This is a genomic window from Variovorax frigidus (assembly GCF_051216515.1).
Classification (GTDB): domain Bacteria; phylum Pseudomonadota; class Gammaproteobacteria; order Burkholderiales; family Burkholderiaceae_C; genus Variovorax.
Map to the genome: position 1 here is coordinate 147,754 of NZ_JBPJZF010000002.1, position 24,201 is coordinate 171,954.

Annotated in this window: 20 protein-coding genes and 2 pseudogenes; 10 read left to right on the forward strand and 12 right to left on the reverse strand. The window is 63.9% G+C overall.

Annotated elements, in window-relative coordinates; genetic code table 11:
- The first annotated feature begins 6 nt into the window (after window positions 1–6).
- The 7 genes from ACSFBC_RS05950 (at window position 7) to ACSFBC_RS05980 (ending at window position 7,614) form a co-directional block, all read left to right on the forward strand.
- The gene (locus ACSFBC_RS05950; protein ID WP_435509406.1) at window positions 7–576 is read left to right on the forward strand and encodes a VOC family protein; all 570 of its coding nucleotides are present in this window, start codon (window positions 7–9) and stop codon (window positions 574–576) included.
- A complete protein-coding gene (locus tag ACSFBC_RS05955) occupies window positions 573–1,610 on the forward strand; it encodes a fumarylacetoacetate hydrolase family protein (RefSeq protein ID WP_435509407.1) in 1,038 nt (345 codons plus the stop codon). The genes ACSFBC_RS05950 and ACSFBC_RS05955 overlap by 4 nt, the downstream gene beginning before the upstream one ends.
- 49 nt (window positions 1,611–1,659) lie before the next feature.
- Window positions 1,660–2,634 carry a Bug family tripartite tricarboxylate transporter substrate binding protein gene (locus ACSFBC_RS05960; RefSeq protein ID WP_435510028.1) on the forward strand — a complete coding sequence of 325 codons (975 nt, stop codon included), beginning with the start codon at window positions 1,660–1,662 and terminating at the stop codon, window positions 2,632–2,634.
- 16 nt (window positions 2,635–2,650) lie between these two features.
- A complete protein-coding gene (locus ACSFBC_RS05965; protein WP_435509408.1) occupies window positions 2,651–5,017 on the forward strand; it encodes a cytochrome P450/oxidoreductase in 2,367 nt (788 codons plus the stop codon).
- A 153-nt stretch (window positions 5,018–5,170) separates the two neighbouring features.
- The gene (locus tag ACSFBC_RS05970; RefSeq protein ID WP_435509409.1) at window positions 5,171–5,725 is read left to right on the forward strand and encodes a fumarylacetoacetate hydrolase family protein; all 555 of its coding nucleotides are present in this window, start codon (window positions 5,171–5,173) and stop codon (window positions 5,723–5,725) included.
- A gap of 71 nt (window positions 5,726–5,796) precedes the next feature.
- Window positions 5,797–6,627 carry a 2OG-Fe(II)-dependent halogenase WelO5 family protein gene (locus ACSFBC_RS05975; RefSeq protein ID WP_435509410.1) on the forward strand — a complete coding sequence of 277 codons (831 nt, stop codon included), beginning with the start codon at window positions 5,797–5,799 and terminating at the stop codon, window positions 6,625–6,627.
- Between the two features lie 15 nt (window positions 6,628–6,642).
- On the forward strand, window positions 6,643–7,614 hold the full coding sequence (locus ACSFBC_RS05980) for a tripartite tricarboxylate transporter substrate-binding protein (RefSeq protein ID WP_435509411.1): 972 nt from the start codon (window positions 6,643–6,645) through the stop codon (window positions 7,612–7,614).
- 272 nt (window positions 7,615–7,886) lie between these two features.
- Here the strand turns inward: ACSFBC_RS05980 and ACSFBC_RS05985 are convergent, their stop codons facing one another.
- From ACSFBC_RS05985 to ACSFBC_RS06025, 9 genes are read right to left on the reverse strand one after another with little or no spacing between them, the layout of a single operon-like run.
- The gene (locus tag ACSFBC_RS05985; protein WP_435509412.1) at window positions 7,887–8,741 is read right to left on the reverse strand and encodes a fumarylacetoacetate hydrolase family protein; all 855 of its coding nucleotides are present in this window, start codon (window positions 8,739–8,741) and stop codon (window positions 7,887–7,889) included.
- Window positions 8,742–8,774: 33 nt separating this feature from the next.
- Window positions 8,775–9,812 carry a gentisate 1,2-dioxygenase gene (gtdA, locus tag ACSFBC_RS05990; protein ID WP_435510029.1) on the reverse strand — a complete coding sequence of 346 codons (1,038 nt, stop codon included), beginning with the start codon at window positions 9,810–9,812 and terminating at the stop codon, window positions 8,775–8,777.
- The gene (locus ACSFBC_RS05995; protein ID WP_435509413.1) at window positions 9,812–10,981 is read right to left on the reverse strand and encodes an FAD-dependent monooxygenase; all 1,170 of its coding nucleotides are present in this window, start codon (window positions 10,979–10,981) and stop codon (window positions 9,812–9,814) included. The genes gtdA and ACSFBC_RS05995 overlap by 1 nt, the downstream gene beginning before the upstream one ends.
- Window positions 10,982–11,006: 25 nt before the next feature.
- Window positions 11,007–11,429: an acyl-CoA thioesterase gene (locus ACSFBC_RS06000; protein WP_435509414.1), complete on the reverse strand. Its 423-nt coding sequence runs from the start codon at window positions 11,427–11,429 to the stop codon at window positions 11,007–11,009.
- A 6-nt stretch (window positions 11,430–11,435) separates the two neighbouring features.
- Window positions 11,436–13,100, reverse strand: a complete 1,665-nt coding sequence (locus tag ACSFBC_RS06005; RefSeq protein WP_435509415.1) for an AMP-binding protein — start codon at window positions 13,098–13,100, stop codon at window positions 11,436–11,438.
- Window positions 13,097–14,413, reverse strand: coding sequence for a TRAP transporter large permease (locus ACSFBC_RS06010; protein ID WP_435509416.1), 1,317 nt, complete (start codon window positions 14,411–14,413; stop codon window positions 13,097–13,099). Before ACSFBC_RS06010 ends, ACSFBC_RS06005 begins: the two co-directional genes overlap by 4 nt.
- The gene (locus ACSFBC_RS06015; protein ID WP_435509417.1) at window positions 14,410–14,937 is read right to left on the reverse strand and encodes a TRAP transporter small permease; all 528 of its coding nucleotides are present in this window, start codon (window positions 14,935–14,937) and stop codon (window positions 14,410–14,412) included. Before ACSFBC_RS06015 ends, ACSFBC_RS06010 begins: the two co-directional genes overlap by 4 nt.
- Before the next feature lie 5 nt (window positions 14,938–14,942).
- Entirely contained in the window at window positions 14,943–15,917 is a 975-nt protein-coding gene (dctP, locus tag ACSFBC_RS06020; RefSeq protein ID WP_435509418.1) for a TRAP transporter substrate-binding protein DctP, read from the reverse strand.
- 33 nt (window positions 15,918–15,950) lie between these two features.
- Entirely contained in the window at window positions 15,951–19,532 is a 3,582-nt protein-coding gene (locus ACSFBC_RS06025) for an indolepyruvate ferredoxin oxidoreductase family protein (protein ID WP_435509419.1), read from the reverse strand.
- A 122-nt stretch (window positions 19,533–19,654) separates the two neighbouring features.
- Here ACSFBC_RS06025 and ACSFBC_RS06030 point away from each other — a divergent pair, with 122 nt between their 5' ends.
- Window positions 19,655–20,593 carry a LysR family transcriptional regulator gene (locus ACSFBC_RS06030; RefSeq protein ID WP_435509420.1) on the forward strand — a complete coding sequence of 313 codons (939 nt, stop codon included), beginning with the start codon at window positions 19,655–19,657 and terminating at the stop codon, window positions 20,591–20,593.
- A 240-nt stretch (window positions 20,594–20,833) separates the two neighbouring features.
- On the opposite strand, the pseudogene ACSFBC_RS06035 reads toward ACSFBC_RS06030, so the two are convergent.
- The 3 genes and pseudogenes from ACSFBC_RS06035 to ACSFBC_RS06045 form a co-directional block, all read right to left on the reverse strand.
- Window positions 20,834–21,001, reverse strand: a pseudogene (locus ACSFBC_RS06035) (hypothetical protein); the annotation flags it as partial.
- Window positions 21,002–21,102: 101 nt separating this feature from the next.
- A pseudogene (locus ACSFBC_RS06040) lies at window positions 21,103–21,407 on the reverse strand (TrbI/VirB10 family protein); the annotation flags it as partial.
- Window positions 21,408–21,892: 485 nt separating this feature from the next.
- Window positions 21,893–22,171, reverse strand: coding sequence for a hypothetical protein (locus ACSFBC_RS06045; protein ID WP_435509421.1), 279 nt, complete (start codon window positions 22,169–22,171; stop codon window positions 21,893–21,895).
- A gap of 109 nt (window positions 22,172–22,280) precedes the next feature.
- Between ACSFBC_RS06045 and ACSFBC_RS06050 the strand changes: the two genes are divergently transcribed.
- Together ACSFBC_RS06050 and ACSFBC_RS06055 are read left to right on the forward strand one after the other, a co-directional pair.
- On the forward strand, window positions 22,281–22,814 hold the full coding sequence (locus tag ACSFBC_RS06050; protein ID WP_435509422.1) for an IclR family transcriptional regulator: 534 nt from the start codon (window positions 22,281–22,283) through the stop codon (window positions 22,812–22,814).
- A 45-nt stretch (window positions 22,815–22,859) separates the two neighbouring features.
- Window positions 22,860–24,104, forward strand: coding sequence for an FAD-dependent oxidoreductase (locus ACSFBC_RS06055; protein WP_435509423.1), 1,245 nt, complete (start codon window positions 22,860–22,862; stop codon window positions 24,102–24,104).
- The last annotated feature ends 97 nt before the right edge of the window (window positions 24,105–24,201 follow it).

Sequence of the window (24,201 nt, forward strand, 5' to 3'; positions counted from 1 at the left end):
AGCGAGATGAAACCGAACCCGACCACTCCGGCTGAATTCCAGTCACAACCCCGTCCGGTTCAAGGGCTGCACCACTTCGCGTGGCGCTGCCGCGATGCGGAAGAGACCCGACATTTTTATGAAGACATCCTCGGCCTCCCGCTCGTCCACGTGATTCGGAATGACCACGTTCCCAGCACAGGTGAGTTCTGCCCTTACGTGCACATCTTCTTCCGGATGAGGGATGGCTCCTGCATCGCGTTCTTCGATCTAGGAGACGACATCGCCGCACTGCCCTCGCCGAACACGCCTTCGTGGGTCAATCACATCGCGTTGCGGCTAACGGGTCGCGACGATCTGGAAGAGGTGAGAGCACGACTCCAGGATCACCAGATCGACACCGTCGGCATCACCGATCACGACGGGTACATCGAATCCATCTACTTCTACGACCCCAACGGCCTGCGCCTGGAGCTGACGGTCGAAGTTGCTCCGGCGGAGATGGTGCGCAGTTTCGAGCGCGATGCGCATAGGGATCTGGCCCAATGGAATGGCGAGAAGCAGGCAAGGCGCAAGCCTGCGGAGGCGGCGCCATGAAGCGGCCAGTCCATCTGCGTCTGGCAACGCGTCGAAACGGGCGCCGCGATGGGGAATTGATGCTCGTGAGTCCCGCCACGACGCGTTGGGTTTCTGCAGGCGCCAATGCCTTGACCTTGCAGGCCTTGCTCGATGACTGGCATGCTCAGGTCGAGTTGCTCAGTGGACGTTGCCACACCCTCGATGCCTGCGGCTGGGCTGGCACTGAAACATTCGATGCATCCCAGGCCATGGCACCGCTGCCGCGCGCCTTCCAATGGGCGGATGCCTCGGTCTATCGCAATCACGCGCGGCTCATCTACAAATGGCGAAATCAGCCGATCCCGCCAGGCTACGAGGATGAGCCACTGGTGTACCAAGGCGGGTCGGACGTGATGTTGGGCCCCGAAGAAGACATCGTTGCCGGCGACGAGGCTCATCAGATCGACCTGGAAGCAGAGATCGCCGTGATCACGACGGACGTGCCGATGGGCGCCTCACCGGCAGAGGCGGCCGACTGCATTGCGCTGGTCGTGCTCCTCAACGATGTCTCCCTTCGTGGGCTGATTCCGCAGGAGCTTGCCAAGGGGTTCGGCTTCTATCAAAGCAAACCGGCCACGAGTTTCGCGCCAGTTGCCGTCACGCCCGCGGCGCTTGGCAATGCATGGCAAGACGGCATGCCCAATCTGCGCGTGCGGATCGACCTCAATGGCCAGCGATTCGGCGAGCCGCACGCCAACACCGAAGCGATCTTCAACTTCGGCGAGATCATTGCGCATCTTGCCCGTACGCGTCGACTTGTTGCTGGGAGCATCGTCGGAGCGGGGACCATCAGCAACGAAGACGAGGCGGCAGGAAGCGCGTGCATCACCGAAGCGCGCGTGCGCCAGATTCTTGCTGGCGCGGATGAGGGGAGCCTTCAATCCTACCTGCGGCACGGAGACAGAGTGCGCATCGAGTCGACGGACGATGATGGCCGAACAGTGTTCGGCGCCATCGATCAGCAGGTCACAGTCGTGCGTAGACCGCCAATCCCACTTAAGACTCGCAGCTAAGCCCGCTTGCCTCGACCATTGAAGAAGCTGGAGACACCAAATGAAGATCATGAAAACATCCCGCAGACAGTCGACGTTCATCCTTGTTGCTGGCCTGCTCGCGGCATCGACTGTGTTTGCGCAAAGCTATCCGAACAAGCCTGTTCGCTGGATCGTTCCCTACGCGGCGGGCGGCGGCTCCGATGTCCTGGCGCGCACGATCGCGCAGCCTTGGTCGACAGCGGTAAGCCAGCCTGTGCTGGTCGACAACAAGCCGGGTGGCAACACCGCGCTGGGCGCCGCCGAACTGGCCCGCGCACCTGCTGATGGCTATACGGTGCTCTCGGCCGACAACGGCACGCTGGTGTTCAACCCGGTGCTCTACAAGTCACTCAGCTACAACCCCGGAAGGGATTTCGCCTCGGTCTCGCTGCTGGCCCGCGCGCCGATGATCTTGGTTGTCGGCCCTGGCATTCCTGCAGCCAATGCCAAGGACTTCATTGCGCAGGCCAAAGCCAAGGTCGGAGGCTTCAACTACGGCTCTGCCGGCGCTGGCAGCCCGCATCATCTGGCCATGGAGTTGCTCAAGTCCGAAGCCGGCCTGGTCGTGACACACGCGCCGTATCGTGGTGCAGCTCCTGCGCTGGCGGATGTCGCGGGCGGTCAGATCCCGGCGATGATGGTCGACTTCGCCGCTGGGGCAGGCTTCATCAAGGGCGGCAAAGTCAGGCCGCTCGCCGTGGCCAATGCGACGCGTCTCCCGCAACTGCCAGACGTACCCACCTTTGCCGAGCTGGGATATAAGAACGTCGAAGCCGCTGCACTGGTCGGCATGGTCGTTCCAGCAGCGACGCCAAGCGCCACCATTGCTGCTCTGAACCGGCAGATCGTGGCAACGATCAAGGAGCCCACGACGCACAAGAAGCTGATGGACTTCGGTCTGGAACCCGTCGGCAGTTCCCCGGCGGAACTCGACACCTTGATCAGGACCGAGACCATCAAGTGGCACAAGCTCATCACCGATCTGAAGATTTCCCTGGACTGACGGCAGGAGCTGCGCGATGACGACGACCCTCGACACCCCCCTCCTCCGCACTGGCTGTCCTGTGGCGCATGGCCTGCTGTCGGACACGCGCACCCCGACCGGTTGTCCGGTGAGCCAGCGCGCGGCCGAATTCGACCCCTTCGAAGACGGTTACCAGCAGGACCCACCCGAATACGTGCGCTGGGCGCGAGAGCAAGAGCCGATCTTCTGGAGCCCGAAGCTTGGCTATTGGGTCGTCACGCGCTACGACGACGTCAAGGCGATCTTTCGCGACAACATCACCTTCAGCCCGTCGATCGCCCTGGAGAAGATCACGCCAACTGGCGACGAGGCCAATGCGGTGCTCGCGAGCTACGGCTTCGCATTGAAGCGCACGCTGGTCAACGAGGACGAACCGGCCCACATGCCGCGGCGACGCGCGCTGATGGCCCCGTTCACGCCCGAGAGGCTCCAACATCACGAGCCGATAGTGCGCGAACTTGCGCGCGAATATGTCGACCGCTTTATCGACGACGGCCGCGCCGATCTTGTCGACCAGATGCTGTGGGAGATCCCACTCACCGTGGCGCTGCATTTTCTCGGTGTGCCCGAGGACGACATGGCGCAGCTGCGCAAGTTCTCGATTGCTCACACCGTCAACACCTGGGGCCGGCCCAAGCCGGAAGAGCAGGTCGAGGTCGCCCACGCGGTCGGCAACTTCTGGCAGTTCGCCGGGAAGGTGCTCGACAAGATGCGCCAGGACCTCGACGGCCCCGACGCCGGCGGCTGGATGCAGTACGGGCTGCGCAAACAGCGCGAACTGCCCGAGGTAGTGACCGACTCGTACCTCCACTCGATGATGATGGCCGGCATCGTGGCCGCGCACGAAACCACTGCCAATGCGATGGCCAATGCCATGAAGTTGCTGCTGCAACATCCCGACGCCTGGCGCGACATCTGCGAAGACCCGAGTCTCATCCCCAATGCCGTCGAGGAATGCCTTCGCCACGCCGGCTCCGTCGCGGCATGGCGCCGCATGGTTGCGGCGGACACGCACGTGGGGGGCGTCGCCCTGCCGGCAGGCTCGAAACTGCTGATCGTCACCTCGTCGGCAAACCATGACGAAGGCCACTTCGCCGATGCCGACCTGTTCGACATTCGCCGCGACAACGCGAGCGACCACCTCACCTTCGGCTATGGCTCGCATCAATGCATGGGAAAAAACCTCGCCCGCATGGAGATGCAGATCTTTCTGGAGGAGTTCACGCGCCGGCTGCCGCACATGCGGCTTTCCGAACAGACTTTTTCGTACGTGCCGAACACCTCGTTCCGCGGGCCGGAGCACCTGCGGGTCGAATGGGATCCGGCGCGCAACCCGGAACGCGCGCGGCCGGAACTCAAGCGGCTCGACGCGCCGGTGCCGGTGTGCATCGGCGAGCCGTCGAAGGGCGCGATCACGCGGCCTGTGGTGGTCGAGCGCGTGACGCCGGTAGCCGACGGCATCGTCAAGCTGCGCCTCGTGGCGCCCGGCGGCAGTCCAATGCCGCGCTGGACGCCCGGTTCGCACATCGACGTCGAATGCGGGCATGCGGATCTCTCGCGCCAGTACTCGCTGTGCGGCGATCCGGCTGATGTGCACGCGCTCGAGATCGCGGTGCTGCTCGACAGAGCGAGTCGCGGTGGCTCAGCCTGGGTGCATGCCAAAGCGAAGGTCGGCGACCGCCTCAAGATTCGCGGGCCGCGCAATCATTTCCATCTCGACCAGTCGGTGAAGAAGGCGATCTTCATCGCGGGCGGCATCGGCATCACACCGATCAGCGCGATGGCGCGCCACGCAAAGTTGCTGGGCATCGACTACGCGCTGCATTACAGTGGCCGCTCGCGGGCGAGCATGGCCTTTCTCGACGAACTCAAGGCGCTGCACGGAGACCGCCTTGCGGTCTATGCCGGCGACGAAGGGCGGCGCAACGATCTCGCGGCTTTGCTCGCCACGTCCGACGCGGCCACGCAAATCTACGCCTGCGGCCCGGTGCGCATGCTGCAGGCGCTCGAGGCGCACTGCGGCCACTGGCCCGACGATGCGCTGCACGTCGAGCACTTCGAGTCCACGCTCGCAACGCTTGATCCGACTCGCGAACATGCGTTCGATGTGGAATTGAAGGACTCGGGCATCGTGGTGCACGTGCCGGCCGACCAGACCGTGCTGACCGCGCTGCGCGCCGCCAACATCGACGTGCAGAGCGACTGCGAGGAAGGCCTTTGCGGCACGTGCGAGGTGCGAGTGCTGGGCGGCAAGGTCGACCACCGCGACGTGGTGCTCACGCGCAGCGAGCGAGAGGCACACACTAAGATGATGGCCTGCTGCTCGCGCGCCTGCGAGAGCCGGTTGGTCCTGGACTTGTAGAACGTCCATGCTTCAACCCAGACATCACCACCTGGCCTCTAATCAGGTCTACAAAGACTGCGCGGAAATCGCGCTCTGCAACAACCAATTAGTACGCCGTTGTTGCGAACCAACGGTAGTCAGTGAGCGGTTCAAGCACGGCGACCTCCGGCTGTGCAGCAAGGCGTTGAGCGAGGGTCGGTTTGTGCCGCCACACCATCGGGCAATTTTGTATGCGGCACGCTACACGTGGCGGCCGGCATGAACCTGGATCTCTTCATCGCGGGCCGCGGAACGCCCTACGGGCTGGCTGAGATGCCGGTCGTCAGGGCGGCCACCCGCGGCGGGCTGGCGCCATTGACAGGCTACGACGACGCATGGGACGTTGATTTCAAAGCCGAGATCGCCGTGGTAACAGGCGACTTTCCGCAAGGTGCCAACCCGGAGGTTGCCGCACGCCTCATCCGCCTGGTGGTTCTGTTTAATGACATTTCGCTGCGCGGTGTGATTCCAACCGAGCTGCGCAAAGGTTTCGGCTTCTACCAGAGCAAGCCGTCGACTGCATTCGCGAGGGGACCACCGACGGTGCTAGCACGTTCTCCAGCGCCGACCTTGCGACCGGCAGCGCGTGCCTCACCGAGGCGCAGATGCGCCAGCAACTATCCGGCACGCAGCCAGGCGAGCTGCAGCCGTACTTGCGCAGCGGTGACCGCGTGCGCATTGAAGTGATCGCTGCGGACGGGCGGTCAGTCTGCGGCACCATCGATCAAACCAGAACTTATACCCGAGAGAGACAAACCATGCACAGCGTTCCCCACGCACCCATTTCCACCGCCCCCTGGAAGACCAAGGAGGCGCAGCCGCTAACAGTCGAGAACCTTCGCGCGTTGTTCAACAACGAGATTCCGATGATCCGCATCCGCAACTTCGCAGCACCCGATGAGATCAAACGCATGGTTACGGCGTTCGAGACGGTGGATCCGACTGGGTATTTCCAGCTTCCCACGGCGCATCCCTCGCACCAGCACGCACGTTTTGTCGGCGTGGCGCAGTTCCAGTATGCGTCGCGCCCGAAGAAGGATTATTTTGAAGAAGGTGCGGCTGCGCGCAAGACACAGAAGACGGTGTTCGCCCAGTCGTTCGACGGCATCCAGCGCTTCCTCGATCTGGTTCGCTCTGCCTGGAAGGAGCCCGTACGTGTCGGCGAGGAGCCCGGCCTGGGACCATACTACGCCGGCATCTTCCGGTTGGCCACACTGGGCGGACCCTTGCATTGCGGCTTCGGGCCTTACACCGCACCGGACTATGAGGTCCTCGGCAAGGTCAACGCCGACGTTGCGGTGAATCTGTACCTAGAGCGCCCGACCAAAGGGGGATTCACCACAGTCTACAACCGGCCGTGGGCGACGGACCGCAACGTGTCTACGCCCGAAATCTTCATGTCGGCCGAGAGCGTCGCCGACGCCGAGAGCGTCACCTTCGAGCCCACGGTGGGCGACGTCGTGATGTTCAACAACCGCAATCCCCATGGATGGACCCCGAGCGAGAACCTGGACGACGGCACGCGACGCCTGGGCCTGGGGACCTTCCTCGCGAAGCTTCCGGACGAGTCAATCATTCTTTACTCCTAAAAAGGGAGACACGCCATGTTGACAAGGAGACAAGTTGCCGCAGCGCTGGCGTTGCCGGGTTTTCTGGCCACCGGTGCAGGCGCGCAGCCGGTGGTAATAGACACTGCCAAGATCGTGATCGGGTTTCCGCCCGGTGGCACGATGGATGCGCTGGCGCGGCGGGTGGGCGAGAAGCTGCGGGGCCGCTATGCAGGCACTGCGGTCGTAGACAACCGCCCCGGTGCCGGTGGCCAGATAGCCGCGGCGATCTTCAAAGACATGCCCGCAGACGGGACGGCCTTGCTGCTCCAGCCTTCGTCGGTCGTGACAATCTATCCGTTCACCTATCCTAAGCTGCAATACGGAGCTGGCAGCTTTACCGCGGTTTCGACGGGCGCCTACACAGACCATGGTATCGCGGTGGGACCGGCGGTTCCAGCGATCGTTCGCACCTTTGCGGAGTTCGCGGCCTGGCTGAACGCCAATCCCGGCAGAGGCTCCTTTGGCAATCCCGGCGCCGGCTCCATGTCCCACATGGTCGCGGCGCTCGCGGCCAAGTACCTCGGTATTGCCGATGCCCAGCATCCGTCGTACCGCGGGACGACGCCCGGTGTCCAGGATCTGCTGGGCGGCCAGATCGCTGCCTTCTGCGGTCCGATCGGCGACTACCTGCAGCACCCGGGCCGGCTGCGTATTCTGGCCATTGCAGGCCAGGTCCGATCCCCGTTCCTTCCTGACACGCCGACGCTGACCGAGCTGGGCCATCCCTTGGTGGCGCGCGAATGGTACGGATTCTTCCTGCCTGCGAGGGCGCCGGCGGACTTGGTCGAGCGGGTGGGCCGCGTCCTCGCGCAGGCCCTCGCGGAGAGGGACGTGGCCGATGCGATGGCCAAGGTCGGCATGGAAGTGCAATCATCCACGCCGGCCCAATTCACGCGCCAGGTTCGCCAGGAGTCAGCCCAGTGGGAGCGCTTGACCAAATCGTTGGGTTTCACCGTCTCCAGCTGACTGCCGAGCGAACGTCTCTTCGACGCCGAAGCTCGCACGGATCGCCGAGTCGTTGTCGCGCACGATCTTGACCTTTTACTCCCGCAGGCGTCGACACCACGTGCCCATCGGGGGCCGCAAGGGCTCGAGCTACGGCCGCGCGAGCAGGGCAGGTCGCATTGCCTGCGGACTTGATGAAAGACGCACGTGAGGGACCCATTCAATAGGCGCTCGGGCGCTGATCTGTGCCGCCAGGGTCGCAAGAGCGAGCGAGATCGCACGACGTGTGCAACCTACCGGGCGACGCGCACTGACATCGTGCCGACACCCGAGACCGAGACGTCCAGCACATCGCCCGGGGCGACCGGCCCGACACCTGCCGGAGTGCCCGTCATGATGACGTCCCCAGGATGTAGCGTGTACATGGCCGACGCATACTCGATCAATCGTTGGACGCTAAAAATAAGGTACTTCGTGTTCGATGACTGCTTGACCTCGCCGTTGACGCGAATGGCAAGGTCGAGATTGTTTGGGTCGGATATCTCGTCTTTGGTGACGATCCATGGCCCGAGGACAGAGAAGGTGTCCGGCGACTTGCGGAACGTTGGGAACTCCGGGCCGCGCACAGTCATGTCAAGCCCGATGCAGTAGCCAAGAACGTAGTCGAGCGCGGACGCTCTGGAGACGCGCTTTGCCGTTCGGCCGATGATGACTGCCAGTTCCACCTCATGATCGGTGCGTCTGTCTGCAAATGGGATCTGAATCTCTTGGCTGCAGCCGATGAGGGAACTGTTTGCCTTCAGGAACAGGCCGAACTTGTCCAGCTCGGTGTAGGTCTTGCCGTGGTTGATCTCGTTGTCGGCATTCGCCTCTTCGATGTGATCCTTGTAATTGATGGGTGCGCCGATGATCTTTCCGGGATTGGCGATGGGGGACAGCAAGCGCACTTGATCCAGGGGCAAGGGCGTCCCGGACGCGGCGATCCGCTCGACCTCCTCCCGCGCGGCTTCGAAGTTCTCGATCAGCCAGTCCGCCGGCGGATAGGGCCAAGAAGCCTTGGGAATGTGCGCGAACGCTAGCGTGACGTCGACGACGCCGGTTCCGGTCGCCACACCAATGCGGTGATCGTCAAACAGGCAGAGTTTCATCTTGTTGAACCAGGTAGTAGTAGTAGCAGCAGGTCAGCTGCGGGCTTCGCGCAAGAGCCCCAGCTTTTCGTGAACGGGCCGGTCCGAATAGCTGAAAAGCACCGTGTTCCGGCGCGCGGTCACGGTCCATTCGCTCCAGCCGGGGACCACAGCCACATCGTTGGGACCGATGCATAGCGCGTCGCATCCCTTCACGCGAATTTCCGCTTCACCCTCCAGACCGACCAGTACTGTGCTGTCCGTTGACCTGTACGGTCGGGTCGCGAATCCGCCGGGGTAATAGCGCAGCACCGCACCGATCGTCGGCATCGCCCAGCCGCCGGTAGCCGGATTGACGTACCGCAGGCACACGCCCAGATGCGGGTCGGGGTCGGCGGTGCGTGCCTGCACCTCGATGGCCTCCCGCGCACGCGCATACGGGTAGCAGAACATCGGCGACGTGAGCCCGCGCTGTACATGGTCGATCGGCAGGAGGCCCGAGCCGAAACGCGCTGCGCTGTCACCCGAACTACGGCTGGTGCTCTGAGCCTTGTGCGAGAACTCCTCGCGGAACCCTGCCCGCAAGAACGTGACCAGCGGAACATCGAGCCCGTCCAGCCACACCACCGGTTCGTCCCCGTCATGGCCATGGTCGTGCCAGGTCCAGTGCGGTGTGATGATGAAGTCACCGCGGTGCATCGGTGTTTTCTCGCCGTCGACTGCGGTGTAGGCGCCTGAACCGTGCAGCACGAATCGCAATGCCGATTGCGTGTGCCGGTGCGCCGGAGCCGTCTCTCCGGGCAGGATGAGCTGCAGGCCGGCGTAGAGCGTGTCGGTCACCTGGGATTTCCCAGCCAGGCCCGGGTTCTCGAGCACCAGCACCCGGCGCTCGGCCTCCTCGGCCGTGATCAGTTCGCCCGCCCGAAGCAGTTGGGGGTACACCTCGTTCCAGGACCACATGCAGGCCCGGGCGGCGGGAACGGGCTGCGCCGGGACAAGGCCCTTGAGCACGCTCCACAGCGGCGCCAGGTTCAGCGGCTGCAGTTGCTCGTAGTAGCGCTCGCGCGCCGACTCTTCCGTACTGGCGTTCATCATGACTTTCCCATGGTCTTGTCAACGGCGGCGGCATCAGCAGTGGTTCGCCACGCTTCATAGCCGTCCACGAAGCGTGGAGACATGGCTCGCAAGCGCTCGGGATCGATCCGTCCCGATCGGCCGATGTAGGACATCGCAACCTCCCACGCAGGCTGATTCAGGTGCTCGGCGAAATGGTCGTACCAGGTGGCGCTGCGCGTCGCGGCCCCCGCCAGCTTGTCCACGATCGGCTTCCTGTGTAAAACGAACTCACCCAGCGCGTCGTCCACGCTGCCAGGGTGCGCCGCGAGCGCATGGACGAGCGCCTGTACATCCTCCAGCGCCAAGCGCGTTCCGGATCCGATCGAAAAATGCGCGGTCCGCAACGCGTCGCCGAGCAGCACGTGCTTGCCGGCCACCCACTTCTGGTTGCTGATGACCGGGAAGCGGCGCCAGATCGACCTGTTGGTCACCAGCCGGGCGCCTTCCAGCTCGTCGGCGAACAAATCTTCGCAGTAACGCCTCGACTGCTCCTCACTCATCTGCTCGAAGCCGACGCGCTCGAAGGTCTGCGCGTCCACTTCCACCAGAAAGGTGCTCATCGAAGGCTCGTAGCGGTAGTGGTGCGCATTGAAGCTTCCCTGCGGAAGCTGCTTGAACGTTTGAGTCAGGAAGTCGAACGGCCGTGTGGCGCCGAACCATGCGAACCGGTTCTCCAGCAAGGTCACCCGCGTGCCGAATTGCGGCTCGAACGCGCGGCGCACCAGGGAGTTCACGCCATCCGCACCGATCACGAGATCCGCTTCACCCAGCTCCGCGACGTCATGGACGACGCGGCTGTCGATCAGGGTGGCGCTGACGGACAGTGCCCGTTCGCGCAGGATGTCCAGCAGACGCAACCGCCCGATGGCCGTGAATCCGACGCCATCCACGCGAATGCGCTGGCCATGAACGCGCAGTTCGATGTCGCTCCACTTCTCGAGCCCTGCCGTGATGAGCGACAGTGTTTCCTCGTCGCCTGCCGCGAGAAATTCCAGCGCGCGGTCGGAGAACACCACACCAAAGCCGAACGTCGTGTGGGCTTTGTTCTGCTCGAACACCGTCACTTCGGCGCCCGGCACGTCTCGCCGGATGCGATAGGCGGCATAGAGGCCGGCCGGCCCCCCGCCAAGAATCTTGACTCTCATTTCATGATGCTCCTTGCAATGGTGCTCAAAGGCCTTGCTTCAGAAGTGCCCGCACTTCGTCAGGGATCGGCGTCGCACGCAGTCCGCGTGGATCGCCGTGCGGATGTTCGGCCCACACGCGTGTCTCCTCGGCTTCCATGAGCAGTTCTTGTCCGTGCAGGAAGCAGTGCCGGAAAGCCAGAGACTTGCCGCCCAAGCGCGTCACTTCGATGCGGTGAGTGATCATTTCGTGCAAGGCTGGTGCGCTCGCGAACTTCATGACAAGGGCGAGGACAGGCAAGCCACCGAGCGCCGCGCCGCCGCGCGGACCATTGGGGTCTACGCCAAGTTCGAGGAACATTTCGTTCAGGCCCTCCACCATCCAGCGCGCATAGTGAGGAAAGAAGATGATCCCACCGGGGTCGCACTCGCTCCAGTGCAATCGGCGTTCATAGGTGTACTGGTACATGGTCGTTCACTGTGCGGAGGGTTGGGACGAGAGCTTGGTCGCGATCCACTGGCGCATCTGCTGGCGATCCAGCTTACCGACGCGTGTGACGGGGAAGGCCTCGACGGCCTCGATCCGCTCCGGGCACTTGTATTTCGCAAGCCCTTGGGAGACGAGAAAGGTCGCCAGCTCCTGGACAGTCGGAAGGGTCTTGCCCTCGCGCGGGACTAGGTAGGCACAAGCCTTCTCGCCGTATATCGGGTCGGGCATCGCGACGACCTTGCCATCCATGATCTGTGGATGTCGCCCGAGCAGCAGTTCAATGTCCTCCGTGCCGAACTTCTCTCCACCGCGGTTGATGTTGTCTCGCATTCGTCCTTCGAAGTAATAGACCGTCCGCGAATCCACCTGGCTCGCGCGCACCATGTCGGCAGTCCGGAAGAAGCCGTCGGATGTCATGCTCGCAGCGGTGATGTCCGGCGCTGCGTAGTAGCCTCGCAGCGACGAGGGTCCACGGAAGCAGAGTTCCCCCGACTGGCCAAAGGGAACCTCGCGCTCCGTCCCGGGTTCGAGCAGGCGAATTTCGTCGTGCGTCCAGCACACGGTGCCTATGGAACCGTGGCGCACTGCGGCAGCCTCATTCGGTGTACCGCAGAGCACCAGTCCCTCGGTGATCCCGTACATGTTGGTCGCCGGGCGGCCGGTGCCTTTCTCGATCGGCTCGGCACCGATCAACGTGAGGGTGAGCTGCAGCGACGAAAGGTCGTGGCGTGCGGCGTCCGTGCAGCCTGCGATGGCCGGCGCATGCGGACCGATGGTGAAAGCGTGTTGAACGTGCTCGCGCTCGACGGAAGCGAAAAAGCGGGCTACATCCCAGCGCGGCATCAACACGGTGGTAGCCCCGTACAGCACGCAGCGCAACACCGAGAACATCATGCCCGCGTTGTGCAACATCGAGAGGGCCCAGATGCCGACGTCGCCCTCCCCGCAACCAAAGTGATCGCACCAGGCCTTGGCGTGCGCGAGGTACTCGCCATGGTGGCGTGGGATGACTTTGGGCACGCCCGTCGAACCACCCGAGAGTTGGAACGCCGCAACGTCGCAGCAGTTCCACTGTTCCTGAAAGGCGGCGTCAGGGCGATGGGCCTCCAGATCCTCGAGTGCAATTCCCGGCGCTTCCAACCGGCCGCCCGCGACTACCACGTGCTCGATCGCGTGCAAGGTCGACATTTCCTGGGCGAACGCGACCTGGTCGAAGTTCGGCGCGACATCGGCTTGCACAAAGAAGGCCCGCGGCCTGATCGCCTGCGCCAGCGCAGAGATTTCGACCGACCGGTATTGCGGAATGGTGCAGACCGGCAGCACGCCGGCCTTGAAACATCCGAACAGCGCCAGAGCCGTGTCGATGCCGGTTCCCATCTGGAAGATGGCCCGATCACCGGGCCGCAGGCCGAGCTCGCGCAGGCCGGCGGCGATCCGGCTGCTTCGGTCGTCCAGTTCGGCGAAGGTGATGCGAAGGTCTTCGCAGATGTACGCCACTCGGTGCGGATGGCGTTCTGCCACCTCGGCTAGGGCTTGACCGACGGTTCTGCGCTGCCACGCGCCCGCCTCCAGATAGCGCAGTGCCTGCTCGGGTGGCGTGTAGACCACGCCTTCCAACTGGAGGCGCGCACGGGTTTCAATACCGCTCATTTGATAGTTCCTGGCAGCCACGTCGCGAGTGGCGGGAAGAAGAACACGGCCACGAGCACGATGAAGCTCATGACCACGTAGGGTGCGACGGCGCGGAAGATGTGAGCCATCGTGACGGTCGGCGGTGCGACGCCCTTCATCGTCATCAGCAGCAGGCCGTGCGGTGGCAGCAGCAAGCCCATCTGCATGCAGATCAGGAACATGATCCCGAACCAGATCGGGTCGATCCCAAGCCTCTGCACGATGGGCATGAAGATGGGGATGGTGATCAGCATCATGCTCACCTGGTCCACGAAAATCCCGAGGAAGATCAGGATCAACATCATTCCGGCGACGATGGCCATTGGCCCGAGCCCGGTACCGGTGATCACCTCGACGATGCCATTGGAGGCGCCGGAGAAGGACAGTATCTGGGCGAAGGTAGTCGCGCCCATGATGATCAACAGGATCATTCCGGCGATCGCGATGGTTCCTCTCAGGGACTGCATCAGCGCCTTGAGCGACAGCGCGCGGTAGGCCACGGCGATCGCCAGCGTCGCGACCACACCGAGCGCAGCGCTCTCGGTCGGCGTCGACCAGCCAGCCACCATGGCGCCGACCACCACGCCGAAGATCGACAGCAGCGGCAGGACGTACTGGAAGAATGGCCTGAAGCGCTCCCAGCCGCGGAAGCTCTCGAACTCGGTCGGAGGTGCAAGGGATGGTTTCATGGTGCACCGGATCACGATCCAAAGCACGAAGCCGGTGGACAGCAGCAAGCCGGGGCCGATGCCGCCGATCAGCAGTCCGGAGATCGAGATGTTTGCGAGGCTTCCCAGCAGCACCGTCAGCGCGCTTGGAGGGATCAGCATGTCGACCGCGCCGATCGCCATGATCGGACCCGTGGCCATCGTGGGGTGGTAACCCCGTGCCAGCATGACCGGCACCATCAGCGAGCCCAGCATGGCAGTGGTCGCGATGGTGGATCCGGAGATGGCGGAGAACACCGTCCCAGCAACGACCGCGACGACCGCCAGCCGGCCGGGCAAGCGCGTGATCAGGCGCTCGACGCCTTCGATGACCTTCACCGCCAAACCCGTGTGGAACAGTATCTCTCCCATCAGGATGAAAAGTGGAATGGGCGTCAGGGAGAAGGAGCTCACCGCGACAAAGCCGTTGCGCACGATCTGCCCGAGGCCCGCTTCGTTGCCCAGGTACAGCCAGGCGCCGACGAGGTTCGTCACCAGGAAGGCGAATGCCACGGGAATGCCGACGAAGAGCAGCAGCGTCGAGCCGCCCAGCAGCAATACGGCCGGAAAGATCCAGTCGTTCATGCCGCCGACACCGCATCTGAACGCGGCTCCACCGGACCGTGGGCCAGCCGCCACATACGGAACACGAACTCGATCGCCAGCAGTGCAAAGGCAATCGGCATGCCGGCGAGCAGCCACCACTCCGGAACCACCAAACTGCGCGTCTGCATGGCGCCGGCTGCATAGCTCTTGCCGACCATGATCCACCCCATCCAGGCCAGTGCCGCGCATGCGGCGAGGCCTGCAGCGTCGGACACCCACTCGCAGGCCCAGGCGACCTGCCGAGAAATCGCCCGCAGCAGGATGTCCACCCGGATGTGCTGTCCCGCCCTCAGCAGCGCGGGGGCAGCCAACAAGGTGCAGAGATACAGACCGTACTCCGAGATGTCGTTCGCAGCCGTGAAGCCGCGCGGCAAGCCCGGGACAGCGACGTTGCGCAGCAGGACATCGACGGCAATCGAGCCGACCACACCGAGCAGCACGATGCAGGCGACTGTCATCATGAAAGCGTAGATGCGGCCGAAGGCCGCTTGCAGGCGCGTCATCGCGTTCACTTCGGGGCCGCCGACAGGAGGGCGCGCAGCTTCGGGCCGTGGACGGGACTCAGCTTGATCAGGTCGGTCCAGCCGGCCTCGTAGACCTTGTCGAGGTACTTGGATGTCTCTGCGGGGCTGAAGGTGGCGGACTGGATGCCCGAGCTATTCTGCCTGCGCTTCTCGTCTTCTCCTTCCTTGCGCCAGTAGCCGGAGTTCGCCTCGACTTCCATCGCCATCTTCTGGATGAAGTCGCGCTGCTGCGGGTTGAGGCTCTTCCACTTGTCGAGATTCATCACGATCGAAACGTCGGCGTCGTAGAAGCCCGGGTCGACCCGGTACTTGGTCATCGCCGCCAGGTTCAGATCGAACACGCCGCCAATGGACCACCCGTAGCCGTCGATGACGTTGCGCTCGAGCGCGGTGTAGATCTCGCCGGGGGGTACGTTGATGGGATTGCCGTTCAGCGCCTGCAGTGCGGGCCGGATCGCCGGTGACACGCGGATCTTCTGTCCGGTGAAATCGAGCTTCTCCGGCTTCTTCGTCAGGAAAATATGAAACGGGTAGCCCTCCACCATCCGGGCGAGGTACTGCATGTTGCCCTTCTCGTTCCAAACCTTGTTGATGTAGTCGACCGCGCCGTTCTTGCGCTGCTCGGCAATCGGGATCTGCGCCATCTTCAACGTGTCCGCTTCCGGAAACACGTTGGTATAGAAGGCGCCGGGACTCAGGGCGATGTCGACGACGCCGCTCTTGACAGCGTTGCCGATTTCGAAGGTCGGCACGGCGCGCGGGCCACCGACGAAGTTGATCTTCACCAGCCCCTTGCCCTGGGCGTTGACCCGCTCGCTCCACTTGATGATTTCCTGCGACCATGCCGTGTTTTCGGGGAATGCAGTCGCCAGGCGCAGTTGCGCTTCCTGTGCGGTTGCTGCCAGAGCAGTCGCACCGAGCAACGTCGCGAGTGCGAGGTGTTTCAGGTTGGGGGTCATCGGGTTGTCTCCTGTTTTGATGGAACGGTGCGGTCAAGCCGCGAAGGGAACGGATTGAATCGGGATCGTGCGTGGCCGACGAAGCTGGACCAGCAGTGCATCGGCGCGTTGCCTGACCTCGGCGACGGCGGCCGACTTGACGCGCTCGTAGCCGCGGATGTCCATCGGCAAAGCCAGCAGCTGTGCCACGAGCACCGTATTGCCTGGTTCGAGGAGCGCAAGCCCGTCGCGCAACAGGGCTTCGTACCAGTCGATCAGCGTGCGCTCTTCGCGACGCGACGCCATTCGGCCGAACGGGTCGACGGGGGTGCCACGCAGCACCTTGAACCGCGCCATGGCGACCAGCACCGGGCGCATCCAGGGGCCGACGCGCACCTTGCCCTTGAGCCCGAGCAGTCTCGCGAATGGCGGCTGCAGGTTGTAGGAAAGCCGCACCGGGCCCGAGAACATGGCACCGACGCGCTGCTCGAAATCGGTTTTCGTGAGAAGCCTGGCCACCTCGTACTCGTCCTTGTAGGCCATGAGTTTGTGCAGGCTGTCGACAACAGCCGCGGTCACAGCAAACGAAAATCCCGATGCGCCGAGCGAAGATTCGGCGCGCACCGAAGCGGCCACCTGCTCGAGGTATCGCTTTGCATACCTCGCATCCTGGTAGTCGGCCAGATCCCGGGCCCGCAACAAGACGCGGTCACGCAGCTTCGGCGGCAACGTGGCGGCCAGCAGTTCGAACGACGCAAGTGCCACGGTCTTGTCGGCAGTCCGCAAAGCCTCTGCGCGGTCGGCCAGCGGCTGGGGCTGCAGGGTCCCGAGCTGTGCGATCTGCTCCGGCGCGTGCACCCAAAGCCGGCCCGCCCTGAAAGCCTGGGTGTTCGTCTCAACCTGGGTGCCGTTGAGGGCAATCGCGGCCTCGATCCGATCCGCCGGGATGGGCAGCCACCCTGCCTGGTATGCGGCGCCGATGGCCACCATGTTGGTCATCATGAAGTCGCCGAACAGGACCTCGGCAATCCGCCGTGCGTCCAGCGTCACCCTGCCGTCCTCGCGAGCGGCTCCGGCGACGGTCGCGACCAGTTCATCGACCGGTAACGACTTGCGCGAGTCGCGCACCACGTCCCCATTGGGAAACACGCCCGAGTTGATCACGGCGCGGGTCCGTCCCGCATCGCAGCACTTCAAGTTGTTCGCGTCAACCGCCGCCAGGAGGTCCAGCGCAAGGTAGAGGTCGGCCTTGCCGATGCCGACCTTGTTGGTGTGCGAAGGCGCATCCGCCGGCGCGAGGATCAGGCTGGACAGAACCGCGCCCCACTTCTGCGAGGCCCCGGTCTGGTCGTAGGTCTTGACCTGCAGGCCGTCCATCGCCGCCGCCTGCGCCAGGATCGCACTGGCCGTCAGCACACCGGAGCCGCCGAGGCCCGGCAAATAGACGTGGTACGGCGCCGCCAGCGGCGCGACCTTGACCTTCGGCAGATCCTCGGCCCGGATCGTTGGCCGCACGGGCTTGCGCACCCCGGTGCCGGGGGAGACTTCCACGGTGACGAACGAAGGGCATTCGCCGTCGAGGCAGGCCATGTCCTGGTTGCAGGTCGACTGGTGGATCTGCGTCTTCAGTCCGAACTCCGTCGGGACCTTCTGCAGCGACATGCAGTTCGCCTTCGCTCCGCAGTCGCCGCAGTTTTCGCACACCTCCTCGTTGACCACGGTGAACAGCGTCGGCGCTGGCTCCAGCCCGCGCTTCTGGCGGCGGCGCCGCTCGTTGGCGCAAGCACCGTCGTAGATCACGATGGTGACGCCGGACACTTGCGCCAGCTCCGCCATCGTGGCCTCGAGCTCCGACGGCGTGCGGTGCACAAGCCCTGTAGGTAGACGCACCACCGCATACTGCTCTTTTTCCTTGCTCACCAGCACGACGCGGGCGGCCCCGTCCTGAAGCAAGCGACCTGCAAGGTCGGCGATGGCGGTCGCACCAACCGCCTGCTGTCCGCCTGTGTTGGCCAGCACGCCGTTGATCAGCAACTTGAACGTGATGTTCGCTCCGGTGGTGATCGCGAACCGGATGTTCTGGTAGCTCGAATGCGCCAGCGCGCCATCGCCGACGTTCTGCACGATGTGCGCGCGGCTGGTGTATTGCGCCAGTCCAAGCCATGGCAAGCCCTCACCTCCCAGCTGCGTCGTTCCTTCGACTCGCTTTTGCGGGTCTTCCATCAATGCAGCGAACAGGTGGCAGCCCGGTGCTCCCCACGCCACCTGCCCCGGCGCTAGCAACGTCGATACGTTGTGCGGGCAGCCCGAGCAGTAGTTGGGCGCGCGTGCCGGCAGGCTGGCGGCGCGGTGGGCCGTCTTTTGCGCGAGATAGCGCACGCGCTGCAGGCCCCGTTGCGGCAGCTCGAAGTGGCGCTGGAGCACGCGCGCAAGCCGCTCGGCGACCATGTCGCTCGTCATGCCACCGTGCACAGGGAAAAGCCGATCGCCCTGCGAGTCCTGCTTTCCGAACAGTTCTCGAACGCTGGTACCGACGATGCCGACGGCCACCTGCCGCTCCAGGAAGTCGCGCTTCTCTTCGACGACGATGACGGTATGGAGGCCCTGCGCGAACTCGCGGAAAAAGGCGGCATCGCCGGGGCAGAGCAGGCCCACCTTGGCCAGCCTCACGCCTTGGGCCTGCATCACGGCGCGGTCCAGCCCGAGATCTTCGAGCGCCTGCAAGGTATCGGTCCAGCTCTTGCCGGCACTGACGATGCCGATGCGGTCTTCGGGCGTCGACTGGACGACCCGGTTGAGATGGTTCGCGCGTGCATACGCAAGTACGGCAGCGTGACGCTCGTCGTAGAGCCGACGTTCCGTCTCGACGTTGGTCACAGGAAAGAAGCGATGGTTCGCAGCCTTCGCGAACGGCTGGCCCGCGAGCTCCAGTGTGGGAAGTACCGGCCGAATCCCATGCGCATGCAGCTGCACGACTTCTCCGCCGTCGCACAGCGTTCCGACAAGCTTCAGCGCCACCCAGCAGCCCGAATAGCGCGAGAGCGCGGCTGCATGCAGGCCATAGTCAAGAATTTCCTGGATGCTCGCCGGGTACAGCACAGGGATGCCGTGGTGCTCGAACGAAAATTCCTGCTGGTAAGGAACGGTCGAGCTTTTCGCTTCATGGTCTTCGCCGCTGAGGATGACCACGGCGCCATGCTTGCTTGTCCCAGCGAAGTTGGCATGCTTGAGTGCGTCACCCGCGCGGTCCAGCCCCGGTCCCTTGCCGTACCAGTAGCCGACCACGCCGTCGACCTCGGGATGGGGGTGTTCCTCCAGCATCTGGGTGCCGCTCAGCATCGAGACGGCGAACTCCTCGTTCTGGGCCTCGCGGTGCGTGATTCCGTGCGCATCGAGCGTCTTGCGCGCTTGCCGCAACGCGATGTCGATGCTTCCCAGGGGTGAGCCCGGATAACCCGTGACGAAGGCTTGACTGCGCAGCCCCGCGGCCCGGTCCGACCGCATCTGCTCGACCATCATCCGGATCAGAGCGCTGTTGCCGTTCAGGAAGGTAATCGCTGTCTCGACGTCGAAGCGTGAGTCCAGCGAAGCGGCGGAGCCGGCCCGCTGGGCGATCGGGTGCCCGTTCGAATCCATGGGGTTCGTCTCCTGTCTGACCGACGGACATTCCTGGTCGGCATTTTTATGGAGAGCAAGGATCTGCCAGTGCAGCCATTTAGACAATAAACTTGAAGTTAAATTCATTATTTACACTGCAAATGTCCGAACACTTCGGTTTCGATCTCAACTTGCTGCGCGTGCTGGTGGCCGTCCATCGATGGCGCAGCGTTTCCAAGGCCGCTGTCGAGCTGGATCTCAGCCAGCCCGCCACCAGCCTTGCACTCGGGCGGCTGCGAAAGAGCTTGGGTGACCCGTTGTTCGTGCGATCACCGGCCGGTATGCTCCCGACGGCGCGGTGCACCCAGGTGGTGGAAGCGGCGAGGAAAGCGCTCACCGAGATCGACGAGACCGTGCAGCACGGCACGGTGTTCGATCCAGCCACGACCCGCCGCGACTTCGTCCTGACCATGGCGGACGTCGGGGAGCTGCACTTCATGCCCCGCCTGATGGCGCATCTGCAGCGCGAAGCGCCCCACTGCAACGTGCGATGCGAGACCTTTCCGCTGGAGGACATCGCACGCGCGCTCGAGGATGGCCGCTGCGACCTTGCGCTCGGCTTCTTCCCCAATCTGGAGCGACCGACGCTCTATACGCAGACGCTCTTCATGCACTCATTGGCCTGCGTCGTGCGCGCCGACCACCCCGAGGTGCGCTCATCGCGCATCGGGCTTCGCAAATTCCTGGAGATGTCGCACGCAGTGGTGATCCCGATGGGACGCAGCGGTGAGCTGTTCGAGACGCTCCTGAAGGAGAAAGGTTACAAGCGGCGGGTGCAACTGACCTCCCTGCATTTCCTGACTGTGCCAGCCATCGTCGCCGCGACCGACATGATCGTCACCGTCCCCCGATCCATCGCCGACTACTACACCCGCATCGAGCGGCTGCGCATCGTCGAGCCGCCGATCAATATCCGCCCTTACGCCCTCAAGCAGTTTTGGCACCCGCGGTATCAGTCGGATGCAGCGGTGAAGTGGTTGCGAGAGTCTGTGGTGGAGTTGTTCGGGAACGATGAACATCGACCGTCCGTCATATCTTGAGCCGTTGGGCGATCCTATGCATGCGCTGCTTTTGATGGCGCTGTTTGATCGGTGGAATCGAACAAGTTACGGCCTTCTGCGGTCCAGTCGCCTTTCTGGGTCAAGTGGCCATGCAGATCGCGCCACCCGATGCGTAGCACAGGCCATTGCGTGCTGCTGCCGACGGCAGGCCTCGTCGAAGCGGTGCTGGGCTTGGCCGCCGATCTCCTGCTGCACTTGCCCTGGAACTGCCACGTCTTTTCACCTGAACGCGATGAGCGACACACCCGGACGAACGTATTCCGCCCTCGGCTTCGCCTTGACCCTCAGCGCCTTGAATCGCCGATCCCATGCAATGAACGCCGAGTGCATGGGCGGAATCAGCGCCATCGCATCCACTGGCCCATGCAGATGGCTGTGCACCTCGGCATATGCCTCGAGCTACGTCTTGAATTCCACCGGCACTGTGATCATCAGTTTCACGCTACGCGCGTGGCAGCGCTCCAGGCTTAATCGACTCGTACCTGTGCTCATGGCGAACTCCCGCGCTTGAAGAACAGCGGCTGGTACGGCCGCAGGATGAGAACCCTGCTCACCATCACCCGCATCGGAAATCCCGGCCGGATCGCCAGTTTCGGCTAGATCCTCGCATTGCGCTTTGTGATCTCCTGCCCGGCCTGGTTCACTGTGTCTCGCGCCCCCTCGCGCACGGCGATCACCAGGCGATTTCCGTCCATATCGGCCCGGCTCTGCGGAGCCGCCAACTCTGCGCCACTCCAAGCAGGGTCGACAGCGCCGGACCGGCCATGGTGCGATCCCGATGCCAGTCAGCTCCAGCCCCGCCTATCCGGCCGTATCGATACAGTCACGAACCCCATCGATCTCCGCCCGCCGCACTTCGCGAGTCAGAAAAGCATGCGTGGATCGTTACGTTTCAGCGAGGCCGGGGGCCAAGGGCTCAGGAGGCTGTTGTGCAAGGGGATGCATGATGGCGCCGTCACCATAGGTTCGGATTACCTGCGCAATGACGGTCTGATGCTCTGCAACTACACCGCTTGTTCGTCCCACTCCATCATCAACAGGCGGTCCAAACCGCATGGTTAAAGGACTTAGCTGCGATCGACATGGGTCCTTACCGTCGTTTTTACCGTCAGAAGCGCGGGTCTTTTGCTGGCGCGGGAGATGGAGCGATTTGCGGGGCGTCGACGTTTTCGACATCATCATCAATCAAATGTGATACAGAAAAAGCACCGGACCCGACAGTCATCCTCGGGAGGGAAAGTCGGTTAGGTCTGCCAATCATGCAAGTCATGCGATACCTCAGGTATCGGGTCTTCTTTCGAAGAAGAAGCACTCGGGCAGGATGGCCGGAGCGATGTAGTCGATGTCCCTGACCGACACGCCGCAGGCGAAGAAGCCGCCGCGCCAATGCCGGGCAACATCGACGAGTCGATCGATTTCCTTGCGCGCCTCTTCCGCCGACAAACCGAAACGCCCCGCCTGCGACAAGAAGTTGTAGATGCTGGCCGTGCGACCGTAGTCGCCGACGGTCAAGGCCAGGCGGATGTGAGCATCCCGCGCATCCAGGGCGGGCGCCATAGGCGGCTTCCCGGGCCCGGTAGTGGGCAGCGTTCGAAGGGTCGGCCATTGCAAATCCCTCTGCAATTTTCGCACGCACGACATCCTGTGCGAAACGCAGATGACCGCCTTGGCCGAAGCCACCGGCGACACCGCCTACCTGGTGGTGTGCAGCGGCTTCGACGCGGTGTGCATGCACCGGCGGGAGGGCAGTTTTCCGATCAGGGCACTGGTGCCGGAGGCCGGCAGCCGCCGGCCACTGGGCGTCGGTGCGGGCGGACTGGCCATGCTGGCGGCCGTCGAATCGGAAGAACGCCAGCACATCATCGAACGCGTCGCCCTGGCCTTGCCCGACTTCGGCCGGCTGGACGCGGTGACGCTGGCTCAGGCCTGCGACCAGGCACGCGCCGACGGGGTCGCCGTCATCAGCAACCGCGTCGGTCTGGGCGTCACCGCGGTCGGCATGACGGTGCGCGACACGCTGGGCCAGCCTATCGCCGCCATGAGCGTCATGGCGCTGTCGCAGCGCATGGGTCCCCAGCGCATCCGCCAGATCGCGGACCTAGTGGGGAGTCCGTCCGACAGGTGGAAGTCAGATTTCGACAAGGACGCTGATCAAGGGTTTGCGCTAAGCGACCGCCAGCCGAGAAATGCCATCATTTAAATATCGTACGAAACGAATCGTATTGATAAATGACTGGAGAACAACTTGGCAATCCAAAAATCCCGCGGCCGCGTCGCCGTCATCGGGGCTGGTCCTGGTGGCCTGGCCACTACTCTTGCCCTGCACCGACTGGGCTTCCAAGTCACCTTGTACGAGCGTTATCACGAAATCAAGGCGGCGGGCAACATCCTCAATCTCTGGCCCACACCGCAGAAGGTGCTCCGGGTTCTGGGCGTTGACACCGATGACCTCGGTGCCGCCGCCCTGACGCAGTTGCGCCGCTTCGATGGGCACAAGCGCGCCGATTTCGTGATCCCGCAGGCGGTGGTCGACGAATACCAGGGCGGCTTCATCGGCCTGCTCCGCTGGGGTCTCTATAAACGCATGCTCGACGCCCTGCCGGCCGGCGCGCTGCAGCTCGACCACCGCTGCACCAGCATCGTCGATCGCGGCCGCGACGTGGTCATCTCGTTCGAGGGCCGCGACGACGTGATCGCCGACATCGTTGTGGGTGCCGACGGCATCGATAGCAAGGTGCGCAAGGAGCTGTGGGGCGACGCACCGATCCGCAACCACGACCTGCACCTGATGGGTGGCTACTTCTTCACCGACGAGCCCATCGGCACCCGGGGCGTGTTTGCACACGACCGCACCGTGCAGGGCAGCTACACGCCGATCCGGCACGAAGGCCGCAACGGCTACGAATGGTGGGTACTGGAGTCCTGGAAGGCCGGCATGCCCTTCACGGAGAACATCAAGGACCGTGCGCTGTCGCTCATCTCGCACTTCGACGCACCGCTGCCCGGCTTTGTGCGGCGCACCGACCCGGCGCACACGCACCGTTGGGAAATCCGCGACCGGCCGCCGCTCAAGCAGTGGTCGAAGGGCCGCATCACGCTGGTCGGGGATGCCGCCCACCCGACCTCGCCTTACGCCGCCTATGGCGCCGGCATGTCCATAGAGGACGGCTACTTCCTGGGGCGCGAGCTGCAAAACGTCGACGTCGCCGACCTCGATTCCGTGCGCCGCGCCTTGCAGGCGTTCGAGGACCGCCGCAAGCCGCATTGCGCCCGCGTCTCGCAGGAGGCGTGGGTGGCCGGCAAGGTCTTCCACAAGACCCCGGCATTCCTGCGGCCGCTGCGCGATTTCATCATGGACCACACCACCCTGATGCAGCGTGTTCATGGCGACGCCTATCCGGCGCTCATCCTGGCGCAGCTGGCGGAGGTGGAGGACCCACCGCCACGGCGCCTGCGTCCGGCGCCGGCCAGCGTAGCCGTGACCCCCTGAGTCCGCGGGCAGCGTTCACGCCGCCCCCCCTCCCGACGGCCTTCCGCAGGCCGACCTTCCATGGCGTCCCGCCCGACGCCGGGGGTGGCCTGCGCCG

Bases quoted from the DNA above. Each gene is read 5' to 3' on its own strand.
- ACSFBC_RS05980 (WP_435509411.1), top strand. From the start codon at position 6,643: ATGTTGACAAGGAGACAAGTTGCCGCAGCGCTGGCGTTGCCGGGTTTT.
- ACSFBC_RS06025 (WP_435509419.1), bottom strand. From the start codon at position 19,532: ATGGATTCGAACGGGCACCCGATCGCCCAGCGGGCCGGCTCCGCCGCT.
- ACSFBC_RS05950 (WP_435509406.1), top strand. From the start codon at position 7: ATGAAACCGAACCCGACCACTCCGGCTGAATTCCAGTCACAACCCCGT.
- ACSFBC_RS05985 (WP_435509412.1), bottom strand. From the start codon at position 8,741: ATGAAACTCTGCCTGTTTGACGATCACCGCATTGGTGTGGCGACCGGA.
- ACSFBC_RS05975 (WP_435509410.1), top strand. From the start codon at position 5,797: ATGCACAGCGTTCCCCACGCACCCATTTCCACCGCCCCCTGGAAGACC.
- ACSFBC_RS05955 (WP_435509407.1), top strand. From the start codon at position 573: ATGAAGCGGCCAGTCCATCTGCGTCTGGCAACGCGTCGAAACGGGCGC.
- gtdA (WP_435510029.1), bottom strand. From the start codon at position 9,812: ATGAACGCCAGTACGGAAGAGTCGGCGCGCGAGCGCTACTACGAGCAA.
- ACSFBC_RS05960 (WP_435510028.1), top strand. From the start codon at position 1,660: ATGAAAACATCCCGCAGACAGTCGACGTTCATCCTTGTTGCTGGCCTG.
- dctP (WP_435509418.1), bottom strand. From the start codon at position 15,917: ATGACCCCCAACCTGAAACACCTCGCACTCGCGACGTTGCTCGGTGCG.
- ACSFBC_RS06045 (WP_435509421.1), bottom strand. From the start codon at position 22,171: ATGGCGCCCGCCCTGGATGCGCGGGATGCTCACATCCGCCTGGCCTTG.
- ACSFBC_RS06005 (WP_435509415.1), bottom strand. From the start codon at position 13,100: ATGAGCGGTATTGAAACCCGTGCGCGCCTCCAGTTGGAAGGCGTGGTC.
- ACSFBC_RS06015 (WP_435509417.1), bottom strand. From the start codon at position 14,937: ATGACGCGCCTGCAAGCGGCCTTCGGCCGCATCTACGCTTTCATGATG.
- ACSFBC_RS06000 (WP_435509414.1), bottom strand. From the start codon at position 11,429: ATGTACCAGTACACCTATGAACGCCGATTGCACTGGAGCGAGTGCGAC.
- ACSFBC_RS05995 (WP_435509413.1), bottom strand. From the start codon at position 10,981: ATGAGAGTCAAGATTCTTGGCGGGGGGCCGGCCGGCCTCTATGCCGCC.
- ACSFBC_RS06010 (WP_435509416.1), bottom strand. From the start codon at position 14,413: ATGAACGACTGGATCTTTCCGGCCGTATTGCTGCTGGGCGGCTCGACG.
- ACSFBC_RS05965 (WP_435509408.1), top strand. From the start codon at position 2,651: ATGACGACGACCCTCGACACCCCCCTCCTCCGCACTGGCTGTCCTGTG.
- ACSFBC_RS06030 (WP_435509420.1), top strand. From the start codon at position 19,655: ATGTCCGAACACTTCGGTTTCGATCTCAACTTGCTGCGCGTGCTGGTG.